This window comes from Pseudomonas brassicacearum, assembly GCF_009601685.2.
Classification (GTDB): Bacteria; Pseudomonadota; Gammaproteobacteria; order Pseudomonadales; family Pseudomonadaceae; genus Aquipseudomonas; species Aquipseudomonas kilonensis_B.
The window spans coordinates 4,707,731-4,734,531 of the sequence record NZ_CP045701.2 but is presented as its reverse complement, the minus strand read 5'-3'; the positions used below and the strand labels follow the sequence as shown (position 1 = coordinate 4,734,531).

Here is a 26,801-nt window from a genome sequence, read left to right as displayed (position 1 = left end):
TAACGTTCTACTTGACCGCGCCGGTTGAGGCATCGACAACCTCGGTCAGGCGGTTGGCGGGTGACGTCACCGCGTTAGTGGCCGAACCCCTGATTTTTTCCGCACGGGCCTGGGCATCTGCCACTTGCTGGGGGCTCAGCTTGGCCATGTTCGCGAGCTCGGCGGCCTGCTTCCAGTTGTCCTGGTAGATCAGCAGGGTCACCATGTTGAGCGCTGCCAGCGTGTCTGACTGCTGGAGCTCCATGGCGGTCATGAACTCGAAGCGGGCTTCTGAAATGCGTCGTTGGTTGAGGTAGACAACCCCCAGGTCGTTGCGGATCTTGCCTTCGGTCGGGGCCATCTTCGCTGCGCGTTCGAGGTATTGCGTAGCGGCGGTATTGTCATTTTTGGCGGCCGCCAACTGGCCAAGGCCATGTTCACCGTCTGCGGCCAGGCATGTCCCGAGCAGGCTTTTGTACAACGGTTCGGCCTCGTTGCGTCCCATCAGGCGCAGCACCCGAGCCTTGCGCAGGCGGACCTGGACCAAGTCCTCGGGCAAGCGTTCGAGGTTCGCCAGGCTGGCGTACAAACGACCTTCATTGGCCATGTCTTCGGCCATGTTCAGGGCCAGTTCCTGGTCGGATTCGGGCTTGGCGCATTGGGTCGAGCGTGAAGCCACTACGCTGTTGCTGGCACAGCCGACAAGCATCAAGCTCGCCGCTATTGCGATCACTGCTTTCATTGAATGCCCCTTGGCAACCCGTTGGATATCGGATGCCTTGCCCATCAGGCGCCGGCTCATTGGGAAAGCCCGCTGCGGTTGTCGAACTCGCCATGTTCGAGGAAGTACATGCGGTAGAAATTCGGGTCGTAATTACGCAGTTGCTCGCCCGGCAACGTCGGCAGTTGCGCGTCGGCGGCCAACGGTTGGACCAGGTGGGGGGTGACGATCATCAGCAGCTCGCGCTCTTCGCGGTTGATGGAGTTGTCGCGAAAGAACGCGCCGAGAATCGGCACATCGCCCAGCCCCGGAAACTTGTTCACCTGGGAGCTGTTGCGCGTGCTGATCAGGCCGCTGATGACGAAGCTTTCGCCGTCAGCCAGGGCGATACTGGTATCGGTACGGCGTACCGTCAGCGCCGGAACCAGCGTCCCGGCGATGTTCACGGCATTGGTGAAGTCCAGCTCGCTGACTTCCGGTGCCACCTTCAGCATGATGCGATTTTTGCCGATGACGGTGGGCGTCAGGGTCAGGCGGATGCCGAACTCCTTGTACTCGATGGACACGTTGTCGCTGCCGGCACTGGGCACGGGGATCGGCACTTCGCCACCGGCCAGGAAGCTCGCGCTCTGCCCGCTGAGGGCCACCAGGCTCGGCCGCGCCAGGGTATAGGCGAAACCACTGCCTTCCAGTGCGTTGATCATCAACAGCGTTTTTCCGGTGGCAAAGGACAGGTTGAACATGTCGTTATTGGCCGGCAATGAAGGCCGGACAATACCGCCGACGGTGGGCAAGGTCCTCGGCGAGCCGAACAGGAAGTTGCCACGGCTGCCAAAAATCGACGTCGAGGCTTCCTTGAGTTTGGTCCGGCTGACTTCAACGAAACGAATGTCGGTCTGCACCTGGGCGAGCAGCATCGGGTCTTCGGAAGGGATGCTCGCTGCGCTGGTCAGCGCCTCGGTGGCCCGGCCTTTGACAAAGACCATGCTCTGGCGCGGTATCTTCGAACAGTCGGTCCAGACCATCAGACTGGTGGCGCCGGGCGCCAGGCCTGTGAGGATGAAGGCATCGCTGCCACTGGGCTGCACATCGGCAATTTTCGGGTCGCCGACTGCCAACTTCGTCACGGGGGCGAGGATGCGCAGTTCGCTCTGATGCCCTTGGCCGACCTCGAAGGTCGCCGGCAAATTGTCCAGTTGCGAACAGTTTGCCGCGGCGGCCTGAGCCGCCTCCAAGCCAAGACCCATCCAGAACAGGCCATGAATGAAATGTTTTAGTACGGGAGCAGTGCGCTGGGTCATAAAGTGATCCTCGATAAAGAGACCATCCCTAGGCTTAACTATTTGCCTCGGATCACTTGAGAGGCCCGGGCTGCCCCTTTCCATCTCGCCTGACCGTTCATTTATTCCGGTTCCAGGCCTCGTCGCTACCAGCAAACGGGCGCATTTCACCGGCCTGACTGAACGACAGGCTGCTTGCAAACAATGTTTCGGTACCCGGGGGCTCCGGGGTTTTCGAAGGCAATGACGGTGTCGATCAGGTCGCTTCAGGAGCGTTGTGCCGACCCTGTCATCGCTTCTGTTTGACGGTAGTTCAAGCATGGCAAAGCGCCACGCATTGAATAAAAAAAATGACTTAAAAGTGACGGAAGGAAAGAGCTCGCTCAAAGAGGCGTCAATAATCTGTCTTTTTGTGTTGGGAAGGGCTGTTCGCAGGAGTGGATCTGGCAGGGGGAGGCGAGGCCTGCGAGCCATTCCTGGTCGCAGGGTCTGGCGGATCAGGCCACGTGATAGCGCACTGACAGTGTTCCTTTCTTTTGCGAAAGCGAGGCGATGGTGACTGTTCCCAACTCCTGCAGGCGCTGCACGTGAGTGCCGCCGCAACCATAGGCGGCCAGCTCGCCGAAACCGACTTCGCGCAGGCCTTCGCGTAACGTGATCAGGCGCGGCAGGTCGCCGGCAATCCATTCGTCGATGCCTTGCTGAATGGTCGAGGTGTCCAGTTCCTGAGGATTATCCCCTGGCTGGAATTGCACGCGGCTTTCGCCAGGCCAGTGATGGGCCTTGATCGGTTTCCAGCCACGGGCCTGGGCGAAATGACCGATCAGGTGCCCAGCCGTGTGCAGGCGCGAATTCAACTGTCGGCGCTGCGCATCCACGCTGATCGCAGCCATGCCCAAGGGCACCGGGCCGTCGACGTAATGGACGATCTGTGGCCCTTCCTGGACCACGCGCAGGACCTGGCTTTCACCGATCCAGCCGGTGTCGCAGGGCTGACCGCCACCCTGGGGATGGAACAGCGTGGCGTGCAGCACCACGGCAAACTCATGTTCCCGGGGGCTGCAATCCAGGACTTCCACGTTGGCCTTGAGGTCATCGCTATGGAAAAAGAGGCGAAGCGTCATGTGCCATATCCACGTCAGAAATTGTGACGGGATTATAGGCAGGGCGTAAAAGGGTGATAATCCGTTCAAATTTCAAAGGACTGTTGCGCCATGAGCACAAATCTACCGTTGCCGTTGCTGGCCGAAATGGCCATCTTCGTCAAGGTCGTGGAGACCGGCAGCTTCTCCGAGGCGGCCCGCCAGTCAGGTACATCACCGTCGGCCATCAGCCGAAGTATTTCTCGCCTGGAGAAAGCCCTGGCGACCCGCTTGTTGCAACGCACCACCCGCAAGTTGCGTCTGAGCGATGGCGGGGAAGAGGTGTTCAAGCGCTGTCAGGAAATGGTCGCCGCCGCTCGGTCGGTGATGGAGATCAGCGGGCAGTTCTCCCAGGAGGCTGAAGGCCGCATCCGCGTCAGCGTGCCCAAGGCGGTGGGGCGTTTCGTGATTCATCCGCACATGCCCGAATTCTTGCGGCGTTATCCGAAGGTCGATGTGGAACTGTTCCTGGAGGATCGGCAGGTTGACCTGATCGACGATCATGTCGACCTGGCCATCCGGATTACCGACCAACCTCCGGTCGGGCTGGTGGGGCGTCAGTTGCTGACCATCGATCATCTGCTTTGCGCCACGCCGCAATACCTGGCTGAACACGGGACGCCCATGCATCCTCATGACCTGTTGGAACACAGTTGCATTTACCTGGGGGCAACGGCGAACGACTCGCGCTGGAAATTCAAGAAAGGCACCAAATCCGTCACTGTAGGCGTGCATGGACGCTACGCGGCCAATCACACGGGCGTGCGGTTGGGGGCCGTCTTGCAGCACATCGGCATTGGCAGCCTGCCGTACTTCACCGCCCGCCATGCCTTGGAGCAAGGCTTGATCGTGCAGGTATTGGCCGACTGGACGTTCCTGGCTTCCTATCACGGTGGCTTGTGGTTGCTGCATTCGCCAACCCGCTACCTGCCGCCCAAGCTGCGAGTGTTCATTGATTATCTGGTGGCGTGCCTGGAGAAGGAGCCGACCTTGAGCACGGCGAGCGGCGGGAGTGGCCCCGGCAAGGTCGCAACGGGTTATGAGTTGCCGCAGAGTGATGGGTTGTTTTGACCGGCCTCATCGCGAGCATGCTCGCTCCCACAGGATCTGCCGTGCACATGAATTGTATGATCAACCACAACCCCGTGTGGGAGCGAGCTTGCTCGCGATGGCGGCCGTCTGCTCAACACTATAAAAAAAGCCCGCCGGGTTAACCGCGCGGGCTTTTGCATGACGGATCGCAATCAGTGCTTGCTGTCCTGGTCCGACATCGCCAGCAGTTGCTTTTCCTGGTTCCAGTCGAAAGGCTCGTCGTTTTGCTCGGCTTCGAAACGACGTTCCTCCAGGGCCTGGTACAGGGCGATCTCTTCGTCGGGCATGTAGTGCAGGCAGTCGCCGGCGAAGTACCAGAGCAGGTCGCGAGGCACCAGGTGGGCGATCTGTGGATAACGGACGATCACTTGGCACAGCAGGTCCTGGCCCAGGTACTGGCTTTCGATCGGGTCGACGGGCAGTTGCGCGCGCAACTCGTCGAAGCGCTCCAGAAACAGGGCGTGGCTTTCTTCGGGCACCTGTTCGGCCTCACCCACGGCGACCAGGATGCTGCGCAAGTGGTCAAGCAAGACAAGGTGATCGGCAACGACATTGGACACGAGATAAGTCCTCAAGAGCAAAACGGGCGCAGGAGTATAAAGCCCTTGCGCCCGCTTTTATAGGTAGAGCTATAGGTGACGAGCGTAGCTGGTCGTCAGTATCAACGGACCTTGCCTTGCGCCAGCGTCAACTCGTCCTTATCGAAGTCATCCACATCGATGACCTTGCGCCGCGCCGCCTCGGCCGCGCGCAACGTCTGCGCTTCAGCGGTTTGCAGCACGCCCGCTTCCAGGGCGGCGTCGATGAGGGGTTCGCCCGGCGCTGGGTTGAGTTGACCCTGCTTGAGCGCGACGTGCAGCTTCTTGTGCAGCGGATGGGCGGCGGCCAGCAGGTCGGCGGCGTGTTGCAGGGCGCCCACTGGATCGTCGGTCGATTGCGGGCGATAGCAGCCCTGCAGCAACTCTTCGAGGGTCGGGTCACCCTTGGGCCGGCCGATGACCGCCGCCACCTCGGCGTCGAGCTTGTCGCTCGGGCCCTTGTGACGACGACCGAAGGGGAACACCACCAGGCGCAACAGGCAACCCAGTACCCGGTTCGGAAAGTTGCTCAGCAGTTCATCCAGCGCGCGCTCCGACTGGCCCAGGCTTTCCTCCATGGCCCAGGTGAACAGCGGTGTCATGTGGTCCGGCGAGTCCAGGTCGTGATAGCGCTTGAGCGCCGCGGACGCCAGGTACAGATTGCTCAATACGTCTCCCAAGCGGGCCGACAAGCGTTCCCGGCGTTTGAGTTCGCCCCCGAGCAGCATCATGCTCAAGTCCGCCAGCAGGGCGAATGCCGCGGCCTGCCGGTTGAGCGCGCGGAAATAACCTTGGCTCAAGGCATTGCCGGGCGCCTTCTCGAAATGCCCCAGGCCGAGGTTGAGCACCAGGGTACTGGCGGCGTTACTTATGGCAAAACCAATGTGCTTGAGCAACAAGGCGTCGAACTCGACCAGTGCCTGGTCTTTGTCTTCACGGCTTGCCAGGGCCATTTCCTTGAGCACGAACGGGTGACAGCGAATGGCGCCCTGGCCAAAGATCATCAGGTTGCGCGACAGGATGTTCGCGCCTTCGACCGTGATGAAGATCGGCGCACCTTGCCAGCTACGGCCCAGGTAGTTGTTCGGGCCCATGATGATGCCCTTGCCGCCATGCACGTCCATGGCGTGGCTGATGCACTCGCGACCGCGTTCGGTCAGGTGGTACTTGAGGATCGCCGACAGCACCGAGGGTTTCTCTCCCAGGTCCACGGCGTTGGCGGTCAGCATGCGTGCCGCGTCCATCATCCAGGCGTTGCCACCGATGCGCGCCATGGCTTCCTGGATACCTTCGAACGCCGACAACGGTACGTTGAATTGCTCGCGCACCTGGGCGTACTGGCCCGTCACCAGGCTGGTGAACTTAGCAGCACCGGTGCCCACCGCCGGCAGGGAAATCGAGCGCCCGACCGACAGGCAGTTCATCAGCATCATCCAGCCCTTGCCGAGCATGGCCTGGCCGCCGATGAGAAAGTCCAGCGGGATGAACACGTCCTTGCCCCAGTTCGGCCCGTTCATGAACGCCGCGCCAAGGGGCAGGTGACGGCGGCCGATCTGCACGCCAGGGGTGTCGGTGGGAATCAAGGCGAGGCTGATGCCCAGGTCTTCTTCATCGCCCAGCAGGTGATCGGGGTCATAGGCCTTGAAGGCCAGGCCCAGGAGGGTGGCCACCGGTCCCAGGGTGATGTAGCGCTTTTCCCAGTTCAGGCGCAGGCCCAGGGTTTCCTGGCCTTCCCATTCACCCTTGCAGATGATGCCGGTATCGGGCATCGCCCCGGCGTCGGAGCCGGCCAGCGGCCCGGTCAGGGCGAAGCAGGGAATGTCGTCGCCGCGGGCCAGTCGCGGCAGGTAATGGTTGCGTTGTTCGTCGGTGCCGTAGTGCAGCAACAGCTCGGCCGGGCCGAGGGAGTTGGGAACCATCACGGTGGAGGCCAGGTCGCCGCTGCGCGTGGCCAGTTTCATCGCCACCTGGGAATGGGCATAGGCAGAAAAGCCTTTGCCGCCGTATTCCTTGGGAATGATCAGCGCGAAGAACCCGTGCTCCTTGATATGAGCCCAGGCTTCGGGCGGCAGGTCCATGGCCTGGCCGATCTGCCAGTCGCTGACCATCGCGCAGAGGGCTTCGGTGGGGCCGTCGAGGAACGCCTGCTCCTCCTCGGTCAGTTGCACCTTGGGGTAGGCCAGCAGCAAATCCCAGTCCGGGCGGCCGCTGAACAGTTCGCCGTCCCACCACACCGTGCCGGCATCGATGGCGTCGCGCTCGGTCTCGGACATGGGTGGCAGGGTTTTCTGGAACCAGTCGAACATCGGCGCGCTGAAATACTTGCGGCGCAGGTCCGGTAGCAGCAGCGGGGCCGCGACGGCGGCGAGCGCTACCCAGAAGATCAGCATCAGCCAGCCGGGAGCCGGGCTGAACAGGCTCATGGCCAGCAGGTAGGCCGCGATGATGCCCAGCGCGGTCAACGGAGCGGTGCGCCGATGCGCCAGCCAGGCTTTACCGACGACCAGAACCAGTATCCACAACAACAGCATATGTAATCCTCCGTGAACCAAGGCAAAACCGACCCTCAGAGCTTAGACGGCATCTGCAGAAACGGCGCTCGGCGTGATGTGATTGATTTCGTGGGAAACCTTGGATGCATTGCGCCAGTCTGGTTGGCAACAAGCGCGGGAAATCGTTCGTTAACAAGGTGAGAAAACGCCATTGTTTGGCCGGAATGCCGTTATCGCTGGGCTGGGGCTGTGGATAAACTCAAGGCAAGCCCTCCCGTAGGAGCTGTCGAGTGCAACGAGGCTGCGATCTTTTGATCTTGATTTCGATCTGTCGGTCTTTCGCTCTGGATGCAATTGTCTGGGGAAAGATCGCAGCCTCGTTTCACTCGACAGCTCCTACACAGCTCCTACACAGCTCATACGGGTGGTGATGTATCCCGAGAGGTCTTTCCTTTATGCAGCAATACCTGAACCCCGGCCCCTTCATCGACAGCGATCATCCCGCGGTCATCGACTTCACCGAAACCCACCGCGGTACCGACCGCGACCCGCTGGCGCAAGCGGTCAGCCTGTATTACGCGGTGCGCGAAGCGGTGCGCTACAACCCCTACACCTTCAGTCGCGACCCGGCGACCCTGCGCGGCAGTTACGCGCTGGCTGCAGGCCAAAGCTATTGCGTGCCCAAGGCTACCTTGCTGGCCGGCTGCGCCCGGCATTGCGGCATCCCGGCGCGCATCGGCCTGGCGGATGTCCGCAATCACTTGTCCACGCCGCGCTTGCTGGAGTTGCTCAGGAGCGACGTGTTCGCCATGCACGGTTATACCGAGCTGTACCTGAACGACCGTTGGGTCAAGGCCACGCCGGCATTCAACCAGGGGCTGTGCGAGTTGTTCGACGTGGCCCCGCTGGAATTCGACGGTCGCCACGACAGCGTTTTCCACCCGTTCAATCGGCAAGGGGCGAAGCTGATGGAGTACGTCACCGACCACGGCCCGTTCGCCGATGTGCCCGAAGCGTTCTTCTTCGAACACCTGGAGAAATGCTACCCGCACCTGTTCGGCGAGCAGGTGCCGCTCTTGCTCGGCGACTTGCAGGGTGATTTGAGTCGTGCCTGATCCGGCGTATGCTGCGGCGGCATTTATCCATCGAGGACGCCGAGATGCTGAAGATATGGGGCCGGAAAAATTCATCGAATGTGCGCAAGGCGTTGTGGTGCGCAGAAGAGCTGGGGCTGGCCTACGAGGCCATTGATGCGGGCGGGGCATTCGGAGTGGTGGACACGCCCGAGTACCGTGGGAAAAACCCCAATGGTCGGGTGCCGATGATCGAAGACGACGGCTTTGTTCTCTGGGAATCCAACACCATCGTGCGTTACCTGGCTGCTCGCCATGCGTCGGGTTCGGCTTGGTATCCCGCTGACGTACAGGCACGGGCCCAGGCTGAAAAATGGATGGACTGGACCACCTCCAGTTTTGCCGCACCGTTTCGCACCGTGTTCTGGGGCGTCTTGCGCACCCCGGCCGAGCAACAGGACTGGGCGGCTATCAACGCGGCGATCAAAGAGTGCGACGACTTGCTGGCGATGGTCGAGCAGACCTTGAGTGAGCAGCCCTATCTGTCGGGTGATGAAATCGGCATGGGTGACATTCCCCTGGGCAGTTTCATTTATGCCTGGTTCGAGATGCCCATCCAGCGCGCGGAGCTACCTGGCGTGCAGGCCTGGTACGCGCGGTTGCAGCAGCGTGCGGCCTACCGCAAGGCTGTCATGACCGCGTTGACTTAATACTTACTATCGACACACTTGACTGTACTTGTGCGGCGACGCCAAGCACCATTGCCTTCGTGCGCCGTGGTTGCATTGCTCGCCGCCCGCCCTTATCTATTCTTTCCTCCCTCCCTTCTTGGTGCGTAATCCGATATGAGTTCCGCTCTGTCCATCCGGCAGCTAACCAAAACCTACGGCAACGGTTTCCAGGCCTTGAGTGGTATCGATCTGGACGTCGCCGAAGGTGATTTCTTCGCCTTGCTCGGCCCGAACGGTGCCGGTAAATCCACCACCATCGGCATTCTTTCCACGCTGGTGAACAAGACCAGCGGCACGGTGAATGTCTTTGGTCATGACCTGGACCGCGAGCCCGCCGCCCTCAAGCGCTGCATCGGCGTGGTGCCCCAGGAGTTCAACTTCAACCAGTTCGAAAAGACCTTCGACATCGTCGTGACCCAGGCCGGTTACTACGGCATTCCGCCGAAGATCGCCAACGAGCGCGCCGAGCAGTACCTGACCCAACTGGGCCTGTGGGACAAGCGCGACGTGCCGTCCCGTTCATTGTCCGGCGGCATGAAGCGTCGCCTGATGATTGCCCGCGCGCTGGTGCATGAGCCGCGCCTGCTGATCCTCGACGAACCGACCGCTGGCGTGGACATCGAACTGCGTCGTTCGATGTGGAGCTTCCTCACCGAGCTGAACCAGAAAGGCATCACCATCATCCTCACTACCCATTACCTGGAAGAGGCTGAGCAGTTGTGCCGCAACATCGGCATCATCGACCACGGCACCATCGTCGAGAACACCAGCATGCGCCAGTTGCTCAGCCAACTGCATGTGGAAACCTTCCTGCTGGACCTGAAAAACGACCTTAAGGCGGCACCCCAGCTCATGGGTTATCCAGCCCGCCTGGTAGACAGCCACACCCTGGAAGTCCAGGTGGACAAAGCCGTGGGCATTACCGGCTTGTTCGCCCAACTGGCGCTGCAAAACATTGAAGTGCAGAGCTTGCGCAACAAAACCAATCGCCTCGAGGAGTTGTTCGTGTCCCTGGTGGAGAAAAATCTGGCGAAGGTGGCGGTATGAGCATGAGTTCCGAACTGCGCCCCAACCTCATCGCCCTCAATACCATCGTTTACCGTGAAGTCCGGCGTTTCATGCGGATCTGGCCGCAGACGTTGCTGCCGCCCGCCATCACCATGGTCTTGTACTTCGTGATCTTCGGTAACCTGATCGGCCGGCAAATTGGCGACATGGGTGGTTTCACCTACATGGACTACATCGTGCCGGGGCTGATCATGATGTCGGTGATCACCAACTCCTACGGCAACGTGGTGTCCAGTTTCTTCGGCAGCAAGTTCCAGCGTTCGATCGAAGAACTGATGGTTTCGCCAGTGTCGCCCCATACGATCCTCATCGGCTACACCCTGGGCGGTGTGCTGCGAGGCCTGGCGGTGGGCCTGATCGTGACCCTGTTGTCGTTGTTCTTCACCCATTTGCAGGTGCATCACCTGGGGGTAACGGTATTGGTGGTGGTACTCACGGCCACGATCTTTTCACTGCTGGGTTTCATCAATGCCGTGTTTGCGCGCAACTTCGATGACATCTCCATCATCCCGACGTTCGTGCTGACGCCGCTGACCTACCTGGGCGGGGTGTTCTACTCGATTTCCCTGCTGCCGCCGTTCTGGCAGACCGTGTCCTTGGCCAACCCGGTGCTGCACATGGTCAACGCCTTTCGCTACGGCATTCTCGGGGTGTCGGACATCAAGATCAGCATCGCCATTACCTTCATGCTGGTGGCGACCGTGGTGCTTTACCTCGGTTGCGCGCGGTTGCTGGTCAGCGGGCGCGGGATGCGTACCTAACCCCCCTGTGGGAGCGAGATTGCTCGCGATAGCGCCAGTCGAAGCGCCACTAAAAAGGCCTCCATTCCCAGGAGGCCTTTTTGCATTTCACATCCGGCTTTTCTTGCGCCGCTTCCACTGTCGGGCGACCCACCAGCGCCAGTAACTCATGGTGACGAAGTAGGCGAGGGAACCGAGTACCAGGCCGGTCACCACCGAACCGAGCAGGAACGGCTGCCACAAGGTGGACAACTGGCCGCTGATCCATTCCCAGGTCAGTTCTTCGGGCAGCGTCCGGGCGGGCACGTCCATCAGCCAGGCGCCAGCCTGGTAAGTGCAGAAGAATACCGCCGGCATGGTGATCGGATTGGTCAGCCACACCAGGCTCACCGCAATCGGCATGTTGCCGCGCACCGTGATGGCCAGTGCGGCGGCCAGCAACATTTGCAACGGGATCGGCAAGAATGCGGCAAACAGGCCGACAGCCATCGCCCGGGCTACAGAGTGCCGATTGAGGTGCCAAAGGTTGGGATCGTGCAGCAGGGTGCCGAGAAAACGTAAGGATTTATGTTCCCGAATGCTCTCTGGGTCTGGCATGTAACGTTTGAAAAGGCGCCGGGGCATAAGGCTTCTCGGTCGGTTCAACGCATTAAGGCCGCAAGTATGTCCGGATTCTACGGTCGACAGATTCAGACTTTGTGACAATTGATAACGCCCGCGGTGCCGCGGACCGTCTATGCCTCAAGAGGGTACTCTCAAGGACGGGTTATGCGCACAGGGTTAGTCGCGCTTGCACTGGGGCTGTTGGCCCCGATTTTTTTGCCGGTACTGCCGCCGTTGTGGCTGATTGCTGCCATGCCGGTGCTGGCATTGATGGCGTTGCCGTTTCGAACCTATCCACTGGGTTTTTTCCTGTTCGGGCTGGCCTGGGCCTGCCTGTCGGCGCAGTGTGCGCTGGACGAACGGTTACCCATCGCGCTCGACGGCGAAACCCGCTGGGTCGAGGGGCGGGTGGTCGGTTTGCCGCAACAGGGCGAAGGCGTGGTGCGCTTCGAACTGGCCGATGCCCACTCACGTCGTACCCGACTACCGGCGACGATGCGCCTTGCCTGGTTCGGTGGTCCGCCGGTCAGCAGCGGCGAACGATGGCGATTGGCGGTGAAGCTCAAGCGGCCCTCCGGGCTGTTGAACCCGCACGGCTTCGACTATGCCGCCTGGTTGCTGAGCCGCGGCGTCGGCGCGACCGGTACGATCAAGGATGGCCGTCTCCTGCAAGCGGCCCGGGGGGCCTGGCGCGATGAGGTGCGCCAGGCGCTGGCACAGGTCGATGCCCACGGTCGCTCCGGTGCGCTGGCGGCTCTGGTCCTGGGCGACGGGGGCGGGCTGAGTCGCGAGGATTGGCAGGTGCTGCAAGACACCGGCACCGTCCACTTGCTGGTGATCTCCGGGCAACACATTGGCCTGCTCGCCGGCCTGGTGTACCTGTTGGTGGCCGGTGCGGCGCGTTATGGCCTGTGGCCGGTGGGGCTGGCCTGGTTGCCTTGGGCTTGTGCGTTGGCCTTCTGCGCCGCTCTGGGCTACGGCTTGCTCGCCGGCTTCGAGGTGCCGGTGCGACGGGCCTGCGCGATGATCGGCCTGGTGTTGCTGTGGCGCTGGCGTTTCAAACAGCCAGATCCGTGGTGGGCATGGCTGCTGGCCTTCGTCGGGGTGCTGGTGTTCGACCCGCTTGCCAGCTTGCGGCCGGGGTTCTGGTTGTCGTTTGCGGCCGTCGCCATATTGATGTTCACCTTTGGCGCTCGCCTGGGGCCCTGGCGCTGGTGGCAGACCTGGACCCGTGCCCAGTGGCTGGTTGCGCTCGGCCTGTGTCCGTTGTTGTTGATCGTGGGCTTGCCGGTCAGCCTCAGCGGGCCATTGGTGAACCTGCTCGCGGTGCCTTGGATCAGCCTGTTGGTATTGCCGCCAGCGCTGCTTGGCACGGCGTTGTTGCCGGTGCCGCTCATGGGCGAAAGTCTGCTGTGGATCGCCGGAGGGCTGCTCGATCTGCTGTTCAAGGGGCTGACGCTGGTTGCCGGACGAATGCCGGCCTGGGTCCCGACTGCAGTCCCGCCCTGGGCCTTGGGTATCGCCGCCTTCGGTGCTTTTTTGCTGCTGTTGCCCAAAGGTGTGCCGCTGCGTGTACTGGGGTGGCCGATGGTGTTGCTGATGGTTTTTCCACCGCAAGAACACCTGCCGCAAGGGCAAGCCGAGATCTGGCAATTGGACGTGGGCCAAGGGTTGGCGGTGTTGGTGCGGACTCGGCGGCACACCCTGCTTTACGACGCCGGGCCGCGCTTTGGCGAGGCTGACGTGGGCGAGCGCGTCGTGCTGCCGACCTTGCGCAAATTGGGTGTGCGCGGCTTGGACCTGATGTTGCTCAGCCATGCCGACGCCGATCATGCTGGCGGTGCCCGTGCCGTGCGCAATGGGTTGCCAACGATGGAAGTGATCAGCGGCGATCCTGACGCGCTGCCCGCCGAGCTGCTGGCCGGGCCTTGTGACAGTGGCAGGCGCTGGGAATGGGACGGGGTCGGGTTCGAGCTGTGGCGGTGGGCCTCTGCTGTCGAGAGCAACCAGAAGTCCTGCGTCTTGCTGGTCGAGGCCGGCGGCGAGCGCCTGCTGCTGACCGGCGATATCGACACCCCTGCCGAGCGCGCTTTGCTCGACGAGGCCCTGGCGGTGCCGATCCAGTGGCTGGCCGCGCCGCATCACGGCAGCCGCAGTTCGTCGTCGATGGCGTTGCTGTCACGTCTCAAGCCGCATTCGGTATTGATCTCCCGAGGGCAGGGCAACGCGTTCGGCCACCCTCATCCCCAGGTGATCGCCCGGTATCGACGCTCGGGCCTGGCGATCTACGACAGCGCCGAGCAGGGCGCCATTCGTCTGCAATTGGGGGCTTTCGAGGTGCCGCGCGCCGAGGCCAGGCACCGACGTTATTGGCGTGATTCGCCCGCAGTCGGGCCACCGGGGCAATATTGATCCAGCGCAATCGGCTGATGCGCTTATCGGTGGGGCGGGTCTGCAACGCGAGTCTGTGTGATAAAGTGGCGCACTTTTTCGAGGGGGCAGTCACTGTGTGGGAATTGGTCAAATCCGGCGGCTGGATGATGTTGCCGATCATTCTGAGTTCCATCGTGGCACTGGGTATCGTTGCCGAACGCCTGTGGACCCTGCGGGCCAGCCGCGTGACCCCGGAGCATCTGCTCGGGCAGGTCTGGGTCTGGATCAAGGACAAGCAACTGAACAAGGACAAGCTCAAGGAGCTGCGTGCCAGCTCGCCGCTGGGGGAGGTCCTCGCCGCCGGCCTGGCGAACTCCAAGCATGGTCGCGAGATCATGAAGGAGTGCATCGAGGAAGCCGCTGCCCGGGTCATCCATGAACTGGAGCGCTATATCAGCACCCTGGGGACCATCGCCGCCATGTCCCCCCTGTTGGGCCTGCTGGGTACGGTGCTGGGCATGATCGACATCTTCAGCGCGTTCACCGGCTCCGGCATGACCACTAACGCCGCAGTACTGGCGGGGGGCATTTCCAAAGCCTTGATCACCACCGCCGCCGGCCTGATGGTGGGTATTCCGGCCGTGTTCTTCCACCGGTTCCTGCAACGCCGCGTCGACGAGTTGGTGGTCGGCATGGAGCAGGAAGCCATCAAGCTGGTCGAGGTGGTGCAGGGGGACCGTGACGTGGACCTGGCTGGGGGCAAGAAGTGAAATTCCGCCGCAAGCCACGGGAAAACATCGAGATCAACCTCGCGTCCCTGATCGACGTGGTGTTCATCCTGCTGCTGTTTTTCGTCGTGACCACCACATTCACCCGGGAAACCCAGCTCAAGGTTGAATTGCCGCAGGCCGTCAGCGGCTCGCCGGCCGAAGACCAGCAACTGAAGAACCTGGAAATCACCATCAGCGCCGAAGGGGCGTTCTCGGTGAATAACCAATTGCTGCCCAAGAGCGACCTGGCGAGCCTGATCGAGGCCCTGCAGAAGGAGTCTGGCGGCGACACCACCCTGCCGCTGTCCATCAGCGCTGACGGCAAGACCCCTCATCAATCGGTGATCACCGCCATGGACGCGGCCGGCAAGCTCGGTTTCAGCCATCTGCGCATGACCACGGTCGAGGCGGCTCCCGCACCCTGATGGCCATGTCCGATCGATTGCTTGCCGCGTGGTACGAAGGTCACCCGGCCCTGACCCTGCTACGGCCGCTGGAGTGGTTGTACCGACGGGTGGTGGTGGGTAAGCGCGAGCGTTTCCTGGCGGGTGAAGGGTCGATCTACCAGCCCCCCGTGCCGTTGGTGGTGGTGGGCAATATCACGGTCGGCGGCACCGGCAAGACGCCGTTGATTTTGTGGATGATCCAGCACTGCCAGCGCAGTGGCCTGCGGGTCGGTGTGGTCAGCCGGGGGTACGGCGCCAAGCCGCCGCAGCTGCCGTGGCGCGTCGCGGCCGAGCAGGGCGCCGATGTCGCGGGTGATGAGCCGCTGTTGATCGTCCAGCGCACAGGTGTGCCGTTGATGATCGACCCTGATCGCAGTCGCGCGATCCAGGCGTTGCTGGAGGCCGAACCGCTGGACCTGATCCTGTCCGACGACGGCATGCAGCATTATCGAATGGCCCGGGACCTCGAGTTGGTGTTGATCGACAACGCCCGTGGCCTGGGCAACCAGCGTTGCCTGCCTGCCGGACCGTTGCGCGAGCCGGTCGAGCGCCTGCAATCGGTCGACGCGGTGCTGTACAACGGCGCCAGCGCCGACCGCGAAGACGGTTTCGCCTTCGAGTTGCGTCCCACCGTACTGGTGAACCTGGCCAGCGGCGAACGGCGCTCCCTTGAGCATTTCCCACCCGGCCAGGCCCTGCATGCCGTGGCCGGCATCGGCAATCCCCAGCGTTTCTTCAAGACCCTCGAAACGCTACACTGGCGGCCAATACCGCATGGGTTTGCCGACCACGCCGAATACAGCGCCCAGGCCCTGAGTTTCACGCCATCGCTGCCGGTGGTCATGACGGAAAAGGACGCAGTCAAATGCCGTGCCTTCGCCGGCCCCGACTGGTGGTACCTGGCGGTAGACGCCGCGCCGTCACCGGCCTTCGCGGCCTGGTTCGATACGCAGTTGATGCGCCTGTTGCCGGATCGGCTTTTGCCTTAAAACCTTTTATCCAGGGGAATTCCATGGACACCAAACTGCTCGATATTCTGGCCTGCCCGGTCTGCAAAGGCCCGCTCAAGCTCAGCGCCGACAAGACCGAACTGATCAGCAAGGGCGCCGGCCTGGCCTACCCGATTCGCGACGGCATCCCGGTGATGCTCGAAAGCGAAGCCCGCACCCTGACCACCGACGAGCGCCTGGATAAATGACCGCAGCCTTTACCGTTGTCATTCCGTCGCGCTTCGCCTCGACGCGCCTGCCCGGCAAGCCGTTGCTGTCGATTGCCGGCAAGCCGATGATCCAGCATGTCTGGGAGCAGGCCTGCAAAAGCAGCGCCCAGCGTGTGGTGGTGGCGACTGACGATGCGCGCATCGTGGAGGCCTGCAAAGGCTTTGGCGCCGAAGTCGTCCTGACGCGTGAAGACCATAATTCCGGCACTGATCGCCTGGCGGAGGTCGCGGCGAAACTCGGTCTTGCCGCCGACGCGATCGTCGTCAATGTGCAAGGTGACGAGCCGTTGATCCCGCCGAGCGTGATCGATCAGGTCGCCGCCAACCTTGCGGCCCACACCGAGGCGCGCATGGCCACCCTGGCCGAGCCGATCAAGGATGTGCAGACGCTGTTCAACCCCAACGTGGTCAAGGTGGTCAGTGACCTCAATGGCCTGGCGTTGACCTTCAGCCGCGCGACGTTGCCTTGGGCGCGGGACGCATTCGCCCAAAGCCGTGACGTGATGCCGGAAGGCGTGCCATACCGCCGTCACATCGGTATTTATGCCTACCGCGCAGGCTTTCTCCAGGACTTCGTCGCTTGGGGCCCGTGCTGGCTGGAAAACACTGAAGCCCTGGAACAGCTACGTGCCCTGTGGCACGGCGTGCGAATCCACGTCGCCGATGCGCTGATCGCCCCGCCGACCGGCGTCGACACTGCCGAAGACCTCGAGCGCGTTCGTCGCCTGCTGGAGGCCTGATGCGGGTCCTGTTCGTCTGCCTCGGCAACATCTGCCGCTCGCCCACCGCCGAAGGCATCCTGCGCCACAAGTTGCGCGACGCCGGGCTGACCGGGCAGGTGGAAGTCGCTTCCGCCGGCACCGGTGACTGGCACGTCGGCAAAGCGCCGGACAAGCGCAGCCAGGCGGCGGCCCTGAAGCGTGGCTACGACTTGTCGGCCCAGCGCGCGCAACAGGTGACCCGTGCCGACTTCGCCACCTACGACCTGATCCTGGCGATGGACAGCAGCAACCTGCGCCACCTCAAGGCCCTGCAACCGGCCAGTGGCAGGGCCGAACTGGACCTGTTCCTGCGTCGCTACGAAGCCGAACTCGACGATGTGCCGGACCCGTACTACGACGGCGAGCAGGGCTTCGAGCAAGTGCTGGACCTGATCGAACGCGCTACCGATCGCCTGGTGATCGAATTGAAGGGGCGGTTATGACCTTGCAGGTTCGGGCGGGCGTCAGCCTCAAGCCCTTCAACAGCTTTGGTGTGGACGTCACTGCCCGGTTGTTCGCTGAAGCCCACAGCGATGGCGATGTTCGCCAGGCGCTGGCCTATGGCGCCGAGCATGCCGTGCCGCTGCTGGTAATCGGCGGTGGCAGCAACCTGCTGCTGACCGGTGACATCGACGCCTTGGTGTTGCGCATGGCCAGCCACGGCATTCGTTTGCTCAGCGATGACGGCGAACGGGTGGTGGTCGAGGCCGAAGCCGGGGAACCCTGGCACCCGTTCGTCCAGCATACGCTGGCGCAAGGCTGGTCCGGGTTGGAGAACCTCAGCCTGATCCCCGGCACCGTGGGCGCGGCACCGATGCAAAACATCGGCGCCTACGGTGTGGAGATCAAGGATGTCTTCGCCGGCCTCACCGCGCTGGATCGCCAGACCGGTGAGCTGCGCGAGTTCACCCTGGAGGAGTGCTGTTTCGCCTACCGCGACAGCGTGTTCAAGCAGCAGGTGGGGCGCTGGTTGATACTGCGGGTGCGTTTTGCCCTCAGTCGCGCCGCACACTTGCACCTGGAGTACGGTCCGGTCCGCCAGCGATTGACCGAACAGGGCATCGATCAGCCGACGCCCACGGACGTGAGTCGGGCCATCTGCAGCATCCGCAGCGAAAAACTCCCCGACCCGGCCGTGCTGGGCAATGCCGGCAGCTTCTTCAAGAACCCGCTGGTGCCGGCCACGCACGTGGCGCAACTCAAGCTGCAATTCCCTGACCTTGTGGCTTATCCACAGCCTGGAGGGCAGATGAAAATCGCCGCCGGTTGGTTGATCGAGCGCGCTGGCTGGAAGGGTTTTCGCGAGGGTGACGCCGGGGTGCACAAGTTGCAGGCGTTGGTGCTGGTCAACTACGGCAGCGCCACGGGCCCGCAACTTCTGGACCTGGCCCTGCGCATCCAGAAAGACATTGCCGAACGTTTCCAGGTCGAACTGGAAATGGAGCCCAATCGGTACTGAGCGACTTTTCGCAAGCGCCTGAAAAACGCCCTGCACGCCCTGCACACGAGCATTTGTGCAGGATTGTGCAGGGCGTTTTGCGTGATCCTGGGTTAATTTAGCTTCCTAACGATGCGACCATCGCATCCTAAAGGCCCGATGCAGACGCCTGCGTGCGCCGGCATAAGAGAGCCTGATCAGCCTGAGTCAGTCTGCGACAACCGAACCGTTACCTAAGCGGCAGATTGCTCGACCCCATAACTCGATCACTATGCGGCGTGCCCATGATTACCCTGAAACTCAATGGAAAAGACCATCAACTGGACGTGACCGAGGACATGCCGCTGCTGTGGGCTATCCGGGATGTGGCCGGTTACAACGGCACCAAATTCGGCTGCGGCATGGGCCTGTGTGGCGCCTGCACCATCCACATCGACGGCGCCCCGGCGCGCAGTTGCATCACGCCCATCGGCTCGGTGAAAGGGCAGGACATCAGCACCATCGACGGGCTTCATACTGACCCGGTCGGGCAAATCGTCCAGAAGGCCTGGCTCGACACTGCCGTTGCCCAGTGTGGTTACTGCCAGGGCGGGCAGATCATGTCCGCTACTGCATTACTCAAGACCAACCCCAACCCGAGTGATGAGCAAATCGAAGAGGCCATGGTTGGCAATCTCTGCCGTTGCGGCACCTACAACCGGATCAAGACCGCGATCCGCCAGGCCTCCACTCACCTGAAGGAGGCCAAGGCATGAGCCGCTTGCCCGATGATTTTGTCCTGAGCAACCTCAGCCGTCGTGGCTTCCTCAAAGGCGCGAGTGCCACCGGTGTGCTGGTGCTGGCGGCCACGTGGGGCCTGCCGGAGGCCTTTGCCGAGGAAAAGAAATTCGGTGCCGAGGGCATGCCCCATGGCGCGGTCGACGACCCGAAGGTGTACGTCAGCATTGCCGCTGATGGCAGCGTGACCGTGATCTGTAACCGCTCGGAAATGGGCCAGGGTGTGCGCACCAGCCTGAGCATGGTCGTGGCCGATGAGCTGGAGGCCGACTGGGCGCGTGTGAAGGTGCAACAGGCACCGGCCGATGAGGCGCGTTTCGGCAACCAGGACACCGACGGCTCGCGCAGCATGCGTCATTGGTACGAGCCGATGCGCCGTTGCGGTGCTGCCGCCCGGACCATGCTGGAATTGGCTGCCGCTGCGCAGTGGAAGGTGCCGGTGAGTGAATGCCGTGCGCAACTGCACAAAGTGCTGCACCAGCCTTCGGGGCGTGAGCTGGGCTATGGCGAATTGGCCGCTGCTGCCAGTGCCTTGCCGGTACCGGGGCGTGACAGCCTGCGCCTCAAGCAGCCATCGGAGTTTCGCTACATCGGCAAGGAAGCGAGCCGGGCCATCGATGGTGCGGACATCGTCAACGGCCGTGCCGTGTTCGGTGCCGATGTGCATTTCGACGGCATGCTCTACGCCGTCATCGCGCGCCCGCCGGTCTACGGTGGCAAGGTCAAGAGCGTGGACAGCAGCGCGGCGCTGAAAGTACCGGGCGTGATCAAGGTGGTGCAGATCGAAAGTCGCCCGCTGCCTTCGGAATTCCAGCCATTGGGCGGCGTGGCGGTGGTGGCGAAGAATACCTGGGCGGCGATCAAGGGCCGCGAGGCGCTGAAAATCCAGTGGGACGACGGTCCGAACGCCGGTTATGACTCCATTGCCTATCGCAAGGAGCTGGAAGCGGCCGCCCTCAAGCCCGGAAAAGTCGTGCGCAGCAGCGGCGACCTCGACGACGCACTGGCCAAGGCGGATTCGACGTTGGAGGCCTCGTATTACTTGCCGCACCTGTCCCAGTCACCCATGGAACCGATGGTTGCCGTCGCCAGGTTCAAGGACGGCCAATGCGAGGCCTGGGCACCGAGCCAGGCACCGCAGGTGACCCGTGAGCGTGTCGCCGAACGCCTGGGCATTCCTTTCGAGAAGGTCACGGTGAACATCACGTTGCTGGGCGGCGGTTTCGGACGCAAGTCCAAACCCGACTTTGTCGTTGAAGCGGCCGTGCTCGCCAAGGAGTTTCCAGGCCAGCCGATACGGGTGCAATGGACTCGCGAGGACGACATTCATCATTCGTATTTCCACACTGTATCGGTCGAATACCTCAAGGCCGGCCTGAACCAGGACGGTATGCCGTCCGGCTGGCTGCACCGCACAGTGGCTCCGAGCATCACCGCATTGTTTGCACCGGGCATGACCCACGAGGCGCCGTTCGAAATAGGCATGGGCCTGACCAACATGGCCTACGCCATCCCCAACCTGCGCCTGGAGAATCCCGAAGCGGTGGCCCATGCCCGGGTGGGCTGGTATCGCTCGGTGTCGAACATCCCCCATGGTTTCGCGATCCAGAGTTTCATCGACGAATTGGCCCACAAGGCCGGCCAGGATCCCCTGAAGTACCAGGTCAAATTGCTCGGCCCAGACCGTAAGATCGATCCGCGCACCTTGAGCGAAGAATGGAACTACGGCGAATCCCCCGAGCGTTATCCGATCGATACGGCGCGGATCCGCACGGTGCTGGAAACCGCCGCGAAGGCCGCCGGTTGGGGCCGGGATCTGCCCAAGGGCCGTGGCTTGGGGTTGGCGGTGCATTACAGCTTCGTCACTTACGTGGCCGCGGTGATCGAGGTGGAGGTCAAGGACGATGGCACGGTGATCGTGCACAAGGCGGATATCGCCGTGGATTGCGGTCCGCAGATCAACCCCGAGCGCATCCGCTCCCAGTTCGAGGGCGCCTGCGTCATGGGCCTGGGCAATGCGATGGTGGGTGAAATCAGCTTCAAGGACGGCAAGGTGCAGCAGGACAATTTCCATATGTACGAAGTGGCGCGAATGTCCCTGGCGCCCAAGGAAGTGGCGGTGCATCTGGTCACGCCGCCGGGTGAGGTGCCGTTGGGCGGCGTCGGCGAGCCGGGCGTGCCGCCGATAGCGCCGGCGCTGTGCAACGCGATCTTCGCCGCCACCGGCAAGCGGATTCGCAGCCTGCCTGTGCGCTATCAACTGCAAGGCTGGCAGCAGGCGAAGGCCTGATGGACAGCGTCGATCTGAACGTCCTGCGCAGCGTGCTTGAGTGGCGCCGTGCCGGGCAGCGGGTGGTGCTGTTTACTGTGGTCCAGACCTGGGGTACTGCGCCAAGGCCGCCGGGGGCGATGCTGGCCCTGCGCGAAGATGGTGTGGTGATTGGTTCGGTGTCGGGCGGTTGTGTCGAAGATGACCTGATCGCCCGGCTGCACGACGGTCGCATTCCGGCGGACGGTCCGCCGGTGCAACTGATCACCTATGGCGTCACCCGCGAAGAAGCGGCGCGCTTCGGTCTGCCGTGCGGCGGCACCCTGCGCCTGACCGAAGAGCGAGTGGGCGATCCACACTGGGTCGCGCAGTTGCTGGAACGCTGCGAGGCCCATGAGATTGTCGCCCGTGAGCTGACGGTGGCCAGCGGCAACGTGGTTCTGACCCCGGCCAGCAAGACCGACGCCCTGGTGTTCGATGGGCAGGTCCTGCGGGCCATATACGGTCCACGTTGGCGGCTGCTGCTGATTGGTGCCGGACAACTGTCGCGCTACGTGGCGGAAATGGCCCGGCTGCTGGACTTCGAAGTGCTGATTTGCGATCCGCGCAAGGAGTTTGTCTATGGTTGGGAAGAGCAGCACGGCCGCTTCGTCTCGGGAATGCCCGACGAAGCGGTGTTACGCATCCAGACCGACGAGCGCACGGCCATTGTGGCCTTGACCCATGACCCACGCCTGGACGACATGGCGCTGCTTACGGCCCTGGACTCCAAGGCATTTTATGTCGGCGCCCTGGGCTCGCGGGTCAACAGCCAGAAGCGTCGGGATAACCTGGCTCAGCTAGGCTTGTCAGCAGAGGCCATTGAACGCTTGCATGGGCCGATCGGCTTGCACATCGGCAGCCACACCCCGGCGGAAATCGCCTTGTCGCTGCTGGCCGAAATCGTGGCCATCAAGAATGGCGTTGAACTGCGACAGAAGAAGTCGCTGTAAGCCATGGGCAAGGAGGGCGTATGAGCGAGTCGATTGGTGTGATCATCCTGGCGGCCGGATCGGGCAGCCGTTTCCGCCGTATTGCAGGTCCGGACAAGGATAAATTGCTGGCTGATTGCACCGGGCGTGACGGTGCCGTGCGGTCGGTGATCGAACAGGTGTTGGTGAATCTGCCAGCCGCCCTGGAAAAACGCGTGCTGGTGACCAGCAAGGACCGGCCGCAAGCCGTTCGCATGGCCCAGGCCTATGGCTGCGATTTCGTGGAGCTGGACTCGCCCGGCTTGGGCGACAGTATTGCCGCCGGCGTCCAGGCCTGTCCGGATCGTGATGGCTGGTTGATGGTGCTGGGCGACATGCCCTTTATCCTGCCATCGAGCATTGAGCAGGTGGTGGCGGGGATCCGCGCGGACGGCATCAGCGTGCCAGTCCTTGCAGGTGAGTACGGGCATCCGGTGGGATTCGGTCGTGGGTTTGGGCCGAAACTGATGGCATTGACCGGTGATCGGGGGGCCAAGGCATTGTTTGCCGCGGCGCAAGTGGTCGAAGTGCCGGTGGATGACCCGGGCGTGACATGGGATGTCGATGTACCAGAGGCACTGGCCTTCAAATAACAGACGACGCAGAACCCTGCGGGAGCGAGCTTTACTCGCGAAAGCGGTCTGACATTCAGCATTGATGCAAGCTGACCCGGCGCCATCGCGAGCAAGCTCGGCTCCCATATTGGATCTTTCGGTGGATATAAGCCTTGTGCTCGGCCCCAGTCCCTGTGGATAAGTACGAAGGCATAAAAAAAGCCCCGCCTGGCATGACCAGGCGGGGCTTTTTACTGGGCGGTGGAATCAGGCGTGAGGTTTAGGCTCGTGCTCTTTTTCCAGGGCTTCAGTGTGACGCGGCGCGACTTCTTCAGCGGTGTGCTGAGGTTCGTCGAATGCCGGAGCCGATTCAGCCGGGGTCTCGGCGACCGGGGCAGGGGCTGCCTCGGCGACTTCTTCCACGACTGGAGCAGGCTCGGCAGCAGGCGCTTGAGCGGCAGCTTGTTCGGCTTCCTTCTGCAGACGCTCGGCTTCACGCTTGCGACGACGCACTTCACGCGGATCGTTCGGCGCGCGGCCATTCGCGGTCAGGGCACTGGCAGGTGCAGGCGCTTCAACCGGGGCAGGTGCTTCGACAACCACGGGGGCTTCGATTACTGGAGCAGGCTCGACCATTTCTGGCTCGACCGCTTTCACTGGCTCTGGTGTCGGTTCTGGCTCGACAACAGGTGCCGGTGCAGATGGCTCGGCGGTCCAGTTGAACGCAGTCTGCTCCTCGCGGGCAGGCTCTGGTGCCTTTTCCTCGGCTGGCGCTTCGAAGGCCGGCTCGGCGGCTACCACTGGCTGCTCGACGACCGGTGCAGGCTCGGCGACTACTTCAGTTTCAGCGGCCTGGGCTTCACGGGCCGGGGCGACTTCCACTTCTGGCGAAGCAGTGGCTTCTACCGGGGTAGTGGCTTCGACCACCGGAGCTTCGGCAACTGGCGCGCTTTCCACCGCAGCGCTAGCGCGTTCGGCTTGTTCGTGAGCCTGGGCTTCGGCCGGGGCGCTGATTGCGCTGCTGGCAACGGCCGCAGTCACGGCCAGGCCGGCGGCCAGGTCGGCAGCGCTTGGTGCTTCGGCGTTCTCGGTGGACTCGGACTCTTCCGAACCTTCGATCACATTGCCGTTGGCGTCGCGCTGACGCTCACGACGGTTGCTGCGACGACGCTGGCCACGGGAGCGGCGGCGTGGACGATCGCCTTCGGCGGTATCCTGGCCGTCTTCCTGCAGTTGCTCTTCGGTGTTCAGCACTTCTTCTTCGCTGGCAGCGGCGGCTGCCTGCTCGGCGCGAGGCTGGCGCTCTTCACGTGGAGGACGCGGTGCACGTTCTTCACGAGGCTGGCGGGCCGGACGCTCTTCAGCGGTGGCGGCAGCAGCCGGGGCGGCATCCAGTGGCTCGCGCAGTTCGCGAACACGTTCTTCACGCTCGCCACGTGGCTTGCGATCTTCACGCGGTGCGCGCGGCTGGCGCTCTTCACGCGGCGGACGCGGTGCACGCTCTTCGCGGGCTACGGCTGGCGCTTCCTCACGGGCTTCGCGTGGCTGACGCTCTTCACGCGGCTCACGTGGCGCACGCTCTTCACGCGGAGCACGCTCTTCGCGAGGCTTGCGTTCTTCGTCACGACGACCGTTGCGGTTGCGGGTCTGTTGGCGACCGTTACGACGCTCTTCGTTGCGGGCAGGACGCTCGGTCGCGGCAGGTTTGGCGACGACGGCTGGGGTCGCGGGTTCTTCCTTGGTGGCGAACAGGCTGACCAGCGACTTAACCAGGCCTTTGAACAGGCTGGGTTCTGGTGCAGAGGCCGGGGCGGCAACCGGAGCGGCGACTTCGGTAGGAACCGGCGCATTGGCGCGGGCCGGAGCGGTCTTGACTGCGGCTTCCTGGCGAACCAGGGTGCGAGTGGCAGCGGCCGGCTGGACTTCTTCCACTTCGGCAGCGGCAGCAGCGATTTCGTAGCTGGACTGGTTGGTGTGGGCTTCCGGGCTGTCATCGCGCAGGCGCTGCACTTCGAAGTGCGGCGTCTCCAGGTGATCGTTCGGCAGGATGACGATGCGGGCACGGGTGCGCAGTTCGATCTTGGTGATCGAGTTGCGTTTTTCGTTGAGCAGGAACGCGGCCACCGGGATCGGCACTTGGGCGCGAACTTCGGCGGTGCGGTCTTTCAGGGCTTCTTCTTCGATCAGGCGCAGGATCGCCAGGGACAGCGACTCGACGTCACGGATGATGCCGGTGCCGTTGCAACGTGGGCAAACGATGCCGCTGCTTTCGCCCAGGGACGGACGCAGGCGCTGACGGGACATTTCCAGCAGGCCGAAGCGCGAGATACGACCGACCTGCACGCGGGCGCGGTCGGCTTCCAGGCATTCACGGACCTTTTCTTCCACGGCGCGCTGGTTCTTGGCCGGGGTCATGTCGATGAAGTCGATGACGATCAGGCCGCCGATGTCGCGCAGGCGCAACTGACGGGCAATTTCCTCGGCCGCTTCAAGGTTGGTCTGCAGGGCGGTTTCTTCGATGTCGCTGCCTTTGGTGGCGCGGGCCGAGTTGATGTCGATGGACACCAAGGCTTCGGTCGGGTCGATGACGATGGAACCGCCGGACGGCAGTTCGACGACGCGCTGGAAGGCGGTCTCGATCTGGCTTTCGATCTGGAAACGGTTGAACAGCGGAACGCTGTCTTCATAGAGCTTGATCTTGCTGGCGTACTGCGGCATCACCTGGCGAATGAAGGTCAGGGCTTCGTCCTGGGCTTCGACGCTGTCGATCAGCACTTCGCCGATGTCCTGGCGCAGGTAATCGCGGATGGCGCGGATGATCACGTTGCTTTCCTGGTAGATCAGGAACGGCGCGGAGCGATCCAGCGAGGCTTCTTTGATGGCAGTCCACAGTTGCAGCAGGTAGTCGAGGTCCCACTGCATTTCTTCGCTGCTGCGGCCAAGGCCGGCAGTGCGCACGATCAGGCCCATGTCAGCCGGGGCAACCAGGCCGTTCAGGGCTTCACGCAGTTCGTTGCGCTCTTCGCCTTCGATGCGGCGGGAGATGCCACCGGCACGCGGGTTGTTCGGCATCAGGACCAGGTAACGGCCCGCCAGGCTGATGAAGGTGGTCAGGGCGGCGCCCTTGTTGCCACGTTCTTCTTTTTCGACCTGGACGATGACTTCCTGGCCTTCGCTCAGGACGTCCTTGATGTTGACGCGGCCTTCAGGGGCCTTCTTGAAGTATTCGCGGGAGATTTCTTTGAGGGGCAGGAAGCCGTGGCGCTCGGAGCCGAAATCGACAAAGGCAGCCTCAAGGCTTGGTTCGATGCGAGTAATCCGGCCTTTATAGATGTTGGCCTTCTTCTGCTCGCGTGCACCGGATTCGATATCCAGGTCGTAGAGGCGCTGGCCGTCTACCAGTGCAACACGCAACTCTTCGGGTTGAGTTGCGTTAATCAGCATTCTTTTCATGTAGTACCGTCGGTTTCCGGGCTGCCGGAAACGGCGTTCGGCACACACGACTTCTCACGGTCGGTGTCAGGTGCGTCCTGGAGATGGCAAGGCCACTCCAGTGTCCAGCGAGTTCGACCCAATGATGGCGAAGTCGCGACGGACGCGTCCTGCTTGCTGGTACTCAAGCACTCAGTCAGGAGGAGGAATCAACCGGCGTCTGTGGACGAGATGAAGCGTCTAAATATAAGCC

General features: G+C 62.6%; 24 protein-coding genes. 17 read left to right on the top strand and 7 right to left on the bottom strand.

The annotated features are described in order from the left end of the window. Positions 1 to 7 precede the first annotated feature (7 nt). The 3 genes from GFU70_RS20175 to GFU70_RS20165 all read right to left on the bottom strand — a co-directional run bounded on the left by GFU70_RS20175 (position 8) and on the right by GFU70_RS20165 (position 3,104). Complete coding sequence (locus GFU70_RS20175) at positions 8 to 721, bottom strand: tetratricopeptide repeat protein (RefSeq protein WP_058546602.1); 714 nt, start codon at positions 719 to 721, stop codon at positions 8 to 10. Positions 722 to 777: 56 nt separating this feature from the next. Beyond that, positions 778 to 2,001, bottom strand: coding sequence for a type II and III secretion system protein family protein (locus GFU70_RS20170; RefSeq protein ID WP_064106984.1), 1,224 nt, complete (start codon positions 1,999 to 2,001; stop codon positions 778 to 780). A gap of 476 nt (positions 2,002 to 2,477) precedes the next feature. Continuing rightward, entirely contained in the window at positions 2,478 to 3,104 is a 627-nt protein-coding gene (locus tag GFU70_RS20165) for an alanyl-tRNA editing protein (RefSeq protein WP_153388713.1), read from the bottom strand. Between the two features lie 90 nt (positions 3,105 to 3,194). On the opposite strand from GFU70_RS20165, the gene GFU70_RS20160 reads away from it, so the two are divergent. Next, positions 3,195 to 4,193 carry a LysR family transcriptional regulator gene (locus tag GFU70_RS20160; protein ID WP_153388712.1) on the top strand — a complete coding sequence of 333 codons (999 nt, stop codon included), beginning with the start codon at positions 3,195 to 3,197 and terminating at the stop codon, positions 4,191 to 4,193. A gap of 173 nt (positions 4,194 to 4,366) precedes the next feature. On the opposite strand, the gene GFU70_RS20155 is transcribed toward GFU70_RS20160, so the two are convergent. Together GFU70_RS20155 and GFU70_RS20150 are read right to left on the bottom strand one after the other, a co-directional pair. Then, entirely contained in the window at positions 4,367 to 4,774 is a 408-nt protein-coding gene (locus GFU70_RS20155; RefSeq protein ID WP_003204309.1) for a PA2817 family protein, read from the bottom strand. A 101-nt stretch (positions 4,775 to 4,875) separates the two neighbouring features. Then, positions 4,876 to 7,323 (bottom strand): acyl-CoA dehydrogenase, encoded by a 2,448-nt coding sequence (locus GFU70_RS20150; protein WP_064106985.1) that lies wholly within the window; start codon positions 7,321 to 7,323, stop codon positions 4,876 to 4,878. 416 nt (positions 7,324 to 7,739) lie between these two features. On the opposite strand from GFU70_RS20150, the gene GFU70_RS20145 reads away from it, so the two are divergent. The 4 genes from GFU70_RS20145 (at position 7,740) to GFU70_RS20130 (ending at position 10,917) form a co-directional block, all read left to right on the top strand. Next, positions 7,740 to 8,399, top strand: a complete 660-nt coding sequence (locus GFU70_RS20145) for a transglutaminase-like domain-containing protein (protein WP_116641550.1) — start codon at positions 7,740 to 7,742, stop codon at positions 8,397 to 8,399. Positions 8,400 to 8,443: 44 nt separating this feature from the next. After that, positions 8,444 to 9,067 (top strand): glutathione S-transferase family protein, encoded by a 624-nt coding sequence (locus GFU70_RS20140; RefSeq protein ID WP_058542365.1) that lies wholly within the window; start codon positions 8,444 to 8,446, stop codon positions 9,065 to 9,067. A 135-nt stretch (positions 9,068 to 9,202) separates the two neighbouring features. Further along, positions 9,203 to 10,135: an ABC transporter ATP-binding protein gene (locus GFU70_RS20135; protein ID WP_116641551.1), complete on the top strand. Its 933-nt coding sequence runs from the start codon at positions 9,203 to 9,205 to the stop codon at positions 10,133 to 10,135. A 2-nt stretch (positions 10,136 to 10,137) separates the two neighbouring features. Further along, entirely contained in the window at positions 10,138 to 10,917 is a 780-nt protein-coding gene (locus GFU70_RS20130) for an ABC transporter permease (protein WP_058542366.1), read from the top strand. A gap of 87 nt (positions 10,918 to 11,004) precedes the next feature. Here the strand turns inward: GFU70_RS20130 and GFU70_RS20125 are convergent, their stop codons facing one another. Next, positions 11,005 to 11,520, bottom strand: coding sequence for a DUF2062 domain-containing protein (locus GFU70_RS20125; RefSeq protein WP_058542363.1), 516 nt, complete (start codon positions 11,518 to 11,520; stop codon positions 11,005 to 11,007). A gap of 144 nt (positions 11,521 to 11,664) precedes the next feature. On the opposite strand from GFU70_RS20125, the gene GFU70_RS20120 reads away from it, so the two are divergent. From GFU70_RS20120 to GFU70_RS20065, 12 genes are all read left to right on the top strand, one after another. Next, complete coding sequence (locus tag GFU70_RS20120) at positions 11,665 to 13,911, top strand: DNA internalization-related competence protein ComEC/Rec2 (RefSeq protein ID WP_064106986.1); 2,247 nt, start codon at positions 11,665 to 11,667, stop codon at positions 13,909 to 13,911. 95 nt (positions 13,912 to 14,006) lie between these two features. After that, positions 14,007 to 14,642 carry a MotA/TolQ/ExbB proton channel family protein gene (locus GFU70_RS20115; protein WP_058544678.1) on the top strand — a complete coding sequence of 212 codons (636 nt, stop codon included), beginning with the start codon at positions 14,007 to 14,009 and terminating at the stop codon, positions 14,640 to 14,642. Continuing rightward, entirely contained in the window at positions 14,639 to 15,067 is a 429-nt protein-coding gene (locus GFU70_RS20110; RefSeq protein ID WP_058544677.1) for an ExbD/TolR family protein, read from the top strand. Before GFU70_RS20115 ends, GFU70_RS20110 begins: the two co-directional genes overlap by 4 nt. Then, positions 15,067 to 16,077 carry a tetraacyldisaccharide 4'-kinase gene (lpxK, locus tag GFU70_RS20105; RefSeq protein ID WP_153388711.1) on the top strand — a complete coding sequence of 337 codons (1,011 nt, stop codon included), beginning with the start codon at positions 15,067 to 15,069 and terminating at the stop codon, positions 16,075 to 16,077. The genes GFU70_RS20110 and lpxK overlap by 1 nt, the downstream gene beginning before the upstream one ends. Before the next feature lie 23 nt (positions 16,078 to 16,100). Continuing rightward, the gene (locus tag GFU70_RS20100; RefSeq protein WP_003179363.1) at positions 16,101 to 16,286 is read left to right on the top strand and encodes a Trm112 family protein; all 186 of its coding nucleotides are present in this window, start codon (positions 16,101 to 16,103) and stop codon (positions 16,284 to 16,286) included. Beyond that, positions 16,283 to 17,047 carry a 3-deoxy-manno-octulosonate cytidylyltransferase gene (gene kdsB / locus GFU70_RS20095; protein ID WP_116641554.1) on the top strand — a complete coding sequence of 255 codons (765 nt, stop codon included), beginning with the start codon at positions 16,283 to 16,285 and terminating at the stop codon, positions 17,045 to 17,047. Before GFU70_RS20100 ends, kdsB begins: the two co-directional genes overlap by 4 nt. After that, the gene (locus GFU70_RS20090; protein WP_153388710.1) at positions 17,047 to 17,511 is read left to right on the top strand and encodes a low molecular weight protein-tyrosine-phosphatase; all 465 of its coding nucleotides are present in this window, start codon (positions 17,047 to 17,049) and stop codon (positions 17,509 to 17,511) included. The genes kdsB and GFU70_RS20090 overlap by 1 nt, the downstream gene beginning before the upstream one ends. Then, positions 17,508 to 18,527 (top strand): UDP-N-acetylmuramate dehydrogenase, encoded by a 1,020-nt coding sequence (murB, locus tag GFU70_RS20085; RefSeq protein ID WP_058544673.1) that lies wholly within the window; start codon positions 17,508 to 17,510, stop codon positions 18,525 to 18,527. Before GFU70_RS20090 ends, murB begins: the two co-directional genes overlap by 4 nt. 263 nt (positions 18,528 to 18,790) lie before the next feature. Then, the gene (locus GFU70_RS20080; RefSeq protein WP_058544672.1) at positions 18,791 to 19,261 is read left to right on the top strand and encodes a (2Fe-2S)-binding protein; all 471 of its coding nucleotides are present in this window, start codon (positions 18,791 to 18,793) and stop codon (positions 19,259 to 19,261) included. Beyond that, complete coding sequence (locus tag GFU70_RS20075) at positions 19,258 to 21,573, top strand: xanthine dehydrogenase family protein molybdopterin-binding subunit (RefSeq protein WP_153388709.1); 2,316 nt, start codon at positions 19,258 to 19,260, stop codon at positions 21,571 to 21,573. Before GFU70_RS20080 ends, GFU70_RS20075 begins: the two co-directional genes overlap by 4 nt. After that, positions 21,573 to 22,544, top strand: a complete 972-nt coding sequence (locus tag GFU70_RS20070; RefSeq protein ID WP_153388708.1) for an XdhC family protein — start codon at positions 21,573 to 21,575, stop codon at positions 22,542 to 22,544. The genes GFU70_RS20075 and GFU70_RS20070 overlap by 1 nt, the downstream gene beginning before the upstream one ends. 20 nt (positions 22,545 to 22,564) lie before the next feature. Continuing rightward, entirely contained in the window at positions 22,565 to 23,155 is a 591-nt protein-coding gene (locus GFU70_RS20065) for a nucleotidyltransferase family protein (protein ID WP_058544669.1), read from the top strand. A 228-nt stretch (positions 23,156 to 23,383) separates the two neighbouring features. On the opposite strand, the gene rne is transcribed toward GFU70_RS20065, so the two are convergent. Then, the gene (rne, locus tag GFU70_RS20060) at positions 23,384 to 26,569 is read right to left on the bottom strand and encodes a ribonuclease E (protein WP_153388707.1); all 3,186 of its coding nucleotides are present in this window, start codon (positions 26,567 to 26,569) and stop codon (positions 23,384 to 23,386) included. Positions 26,570 to 26,801 lie beyond the last annotated feature (232 nt).

What these genes read in the sequence shown, in the direction of transcription:
- GFU70_RS20175 (WP_058546602.1), bottom strand. Translation starts at nt 721, where the DNA reads ATGAAAGCAGTGATCGCAATAGCGGCGAGCTTGATGCTTGTCGGCTGT.
- GFU70_RS20170 (WP_064106984.1), bottom strand. Translation starts at nt 2,001, where the DNA reads ATGACCCAGCGCACTGCTCCCGTACTAAAACATTTCATTCATGGCCTG.
- GFU70_RS20165 (WP_153388713.1), bottom strand. Translation starts at nt 3,104, where the DNA reads ATGACGCTTCGCCTCTTTTTCCATAGCGATGACCTCAAGGCCAACGTG.
- GFU70_RS20160 (WP_153388712.1), top strand. Translation starts at nt 3,195, where the DNA reads ATGAGCACAAATCTACCGTTGCCGTTGCTGGCCGAAATGGCCATCTTC.
- GFU70_RS20150 (WP_064106985.1), bottom strand. Translation starts at nt 7,323, where the DNA reads ATGCTGTTGTTGTGGATACTGGTTCTGGTCGTCGGTAAAGCCTGGCTG.
- GFU70_RS20145 (WP_116641550.1), top strand. Translation starts at nt 7,740, where the DNA reads ATGCAGCAATACCTGAACCCCGGCCCCTTCATCGACAGCGATCATCCC.
- GFU70_RS20140 (WP_058542365.1), top strand. Translation starts at nt 8,444, where the DNA reads ATGCTGAAGATATGGGGCCGGAAAAATTCATCGAATGTGCGCAAGGCG.
- GFU70_RS20135 (WP_116641551.1), top strand. Translation starts at nt 9,203, where the DNA reads ATGAGTTCCGCTCTGTCCATCCGGCAGCTAACCAAAACCTACGGCAAC.
- GFU70_RS20130 (WP_058542366.1), top strand. Translation starts at nt 10,138, where the DNA reads ATGAGTTCCGAACTGCGCCCCAACCTCATCGCCCTCAATACCATCGTT.
- GFU70_RS20125 (WP_058542363.1), bottom strand. Translation starts at nt 11,520, where the DNA reads ATGCCCCGGCGCCTTTTCAAACGTTACATGCCAGACCCAGAGAGCATT.
- GFU70_RS20120 (WP_064106986.1), top strand. Translation starts at nt 11,665, where the DNA reads ATGCGCACAGGGTTAGTCGCGCTTGCACTGGGGCTGTTGGCCCCGATT.
- lpxK (WP_153388711.1), top strand. Translation starts at nt 15,067, where the DNA reads ATGGCCATGTCCGATCGATTGCTTGCCGCGTGGTACGAAGGTCACCCG.
- GFU70_RS20100 (WP_003179363.1), top strand. Translation starts at nt 16,101, where the DNA reads ATGGACACCAAACTGCTCGATATTCTGGCCTGCCCGGTCTGCAAAGGC.
- kdsB (WP_116641554.1), top strand. Translation starts at nt 16,283, where the DNA reads ATGACCGCAGCCTTTACCGTTGTCATTCCGTCGCGCTTCGCCTCGACG.
- GFU70_RS20090 (WP_153388710.1), top strand. Translation starts at nt 17,047, where the DNA reads ATGCGGGTCCTGTTCGTCTGCCTCGGCAACATCTGCCGCTCGCCCACC.
- murB (WP_058544673.1), top strand. Translation starts at nt 17,508, where the DNA reads ATGACCTTGCAGGTTCGGGCGGGCGTCAGCCTCAAGCCCTTCAACAGC.
- GFU70_RS20080 (WP_058544672.1), top strand. Translation starts at nt 18,791, where the DNA reads ATGATTACCCTGAAACTCAATGGAAAAGACCATCAACTGGACGTGACC.
- GFU70_RS20075 (WP_153388709.1), top strand. Translation starts at nt 19,258, where the DNA reads ATGAGCCGCTTGCCCGATGATTTTGTCCTGAGCAACCTCAGCCGTCGT.
- GFU70_RS20070 (WP_153388708.1), top strand. Translation starts at nt 21,573, where the DNA reads ATGGACAGCGTCGATCTGAACGTCCTGCGCAGCGTGCTTGAGTGGCGC.
- GFU70_RS20065 (WP_058544669.1), top strand. Translation starts at nt 22,565, where the DNA reads ATGAGCGAGTCGATTGGTGTGATCATCCTGGCGGCCGGATCGGGCAGC.
- rne (WP_153388707.1), bottom strand. Translation starts at nt 26,569, where the DNA reads ATGAAAAGAATGCTGATTAACGCAACTCAACCCGAAGAGTTGCGTGTT.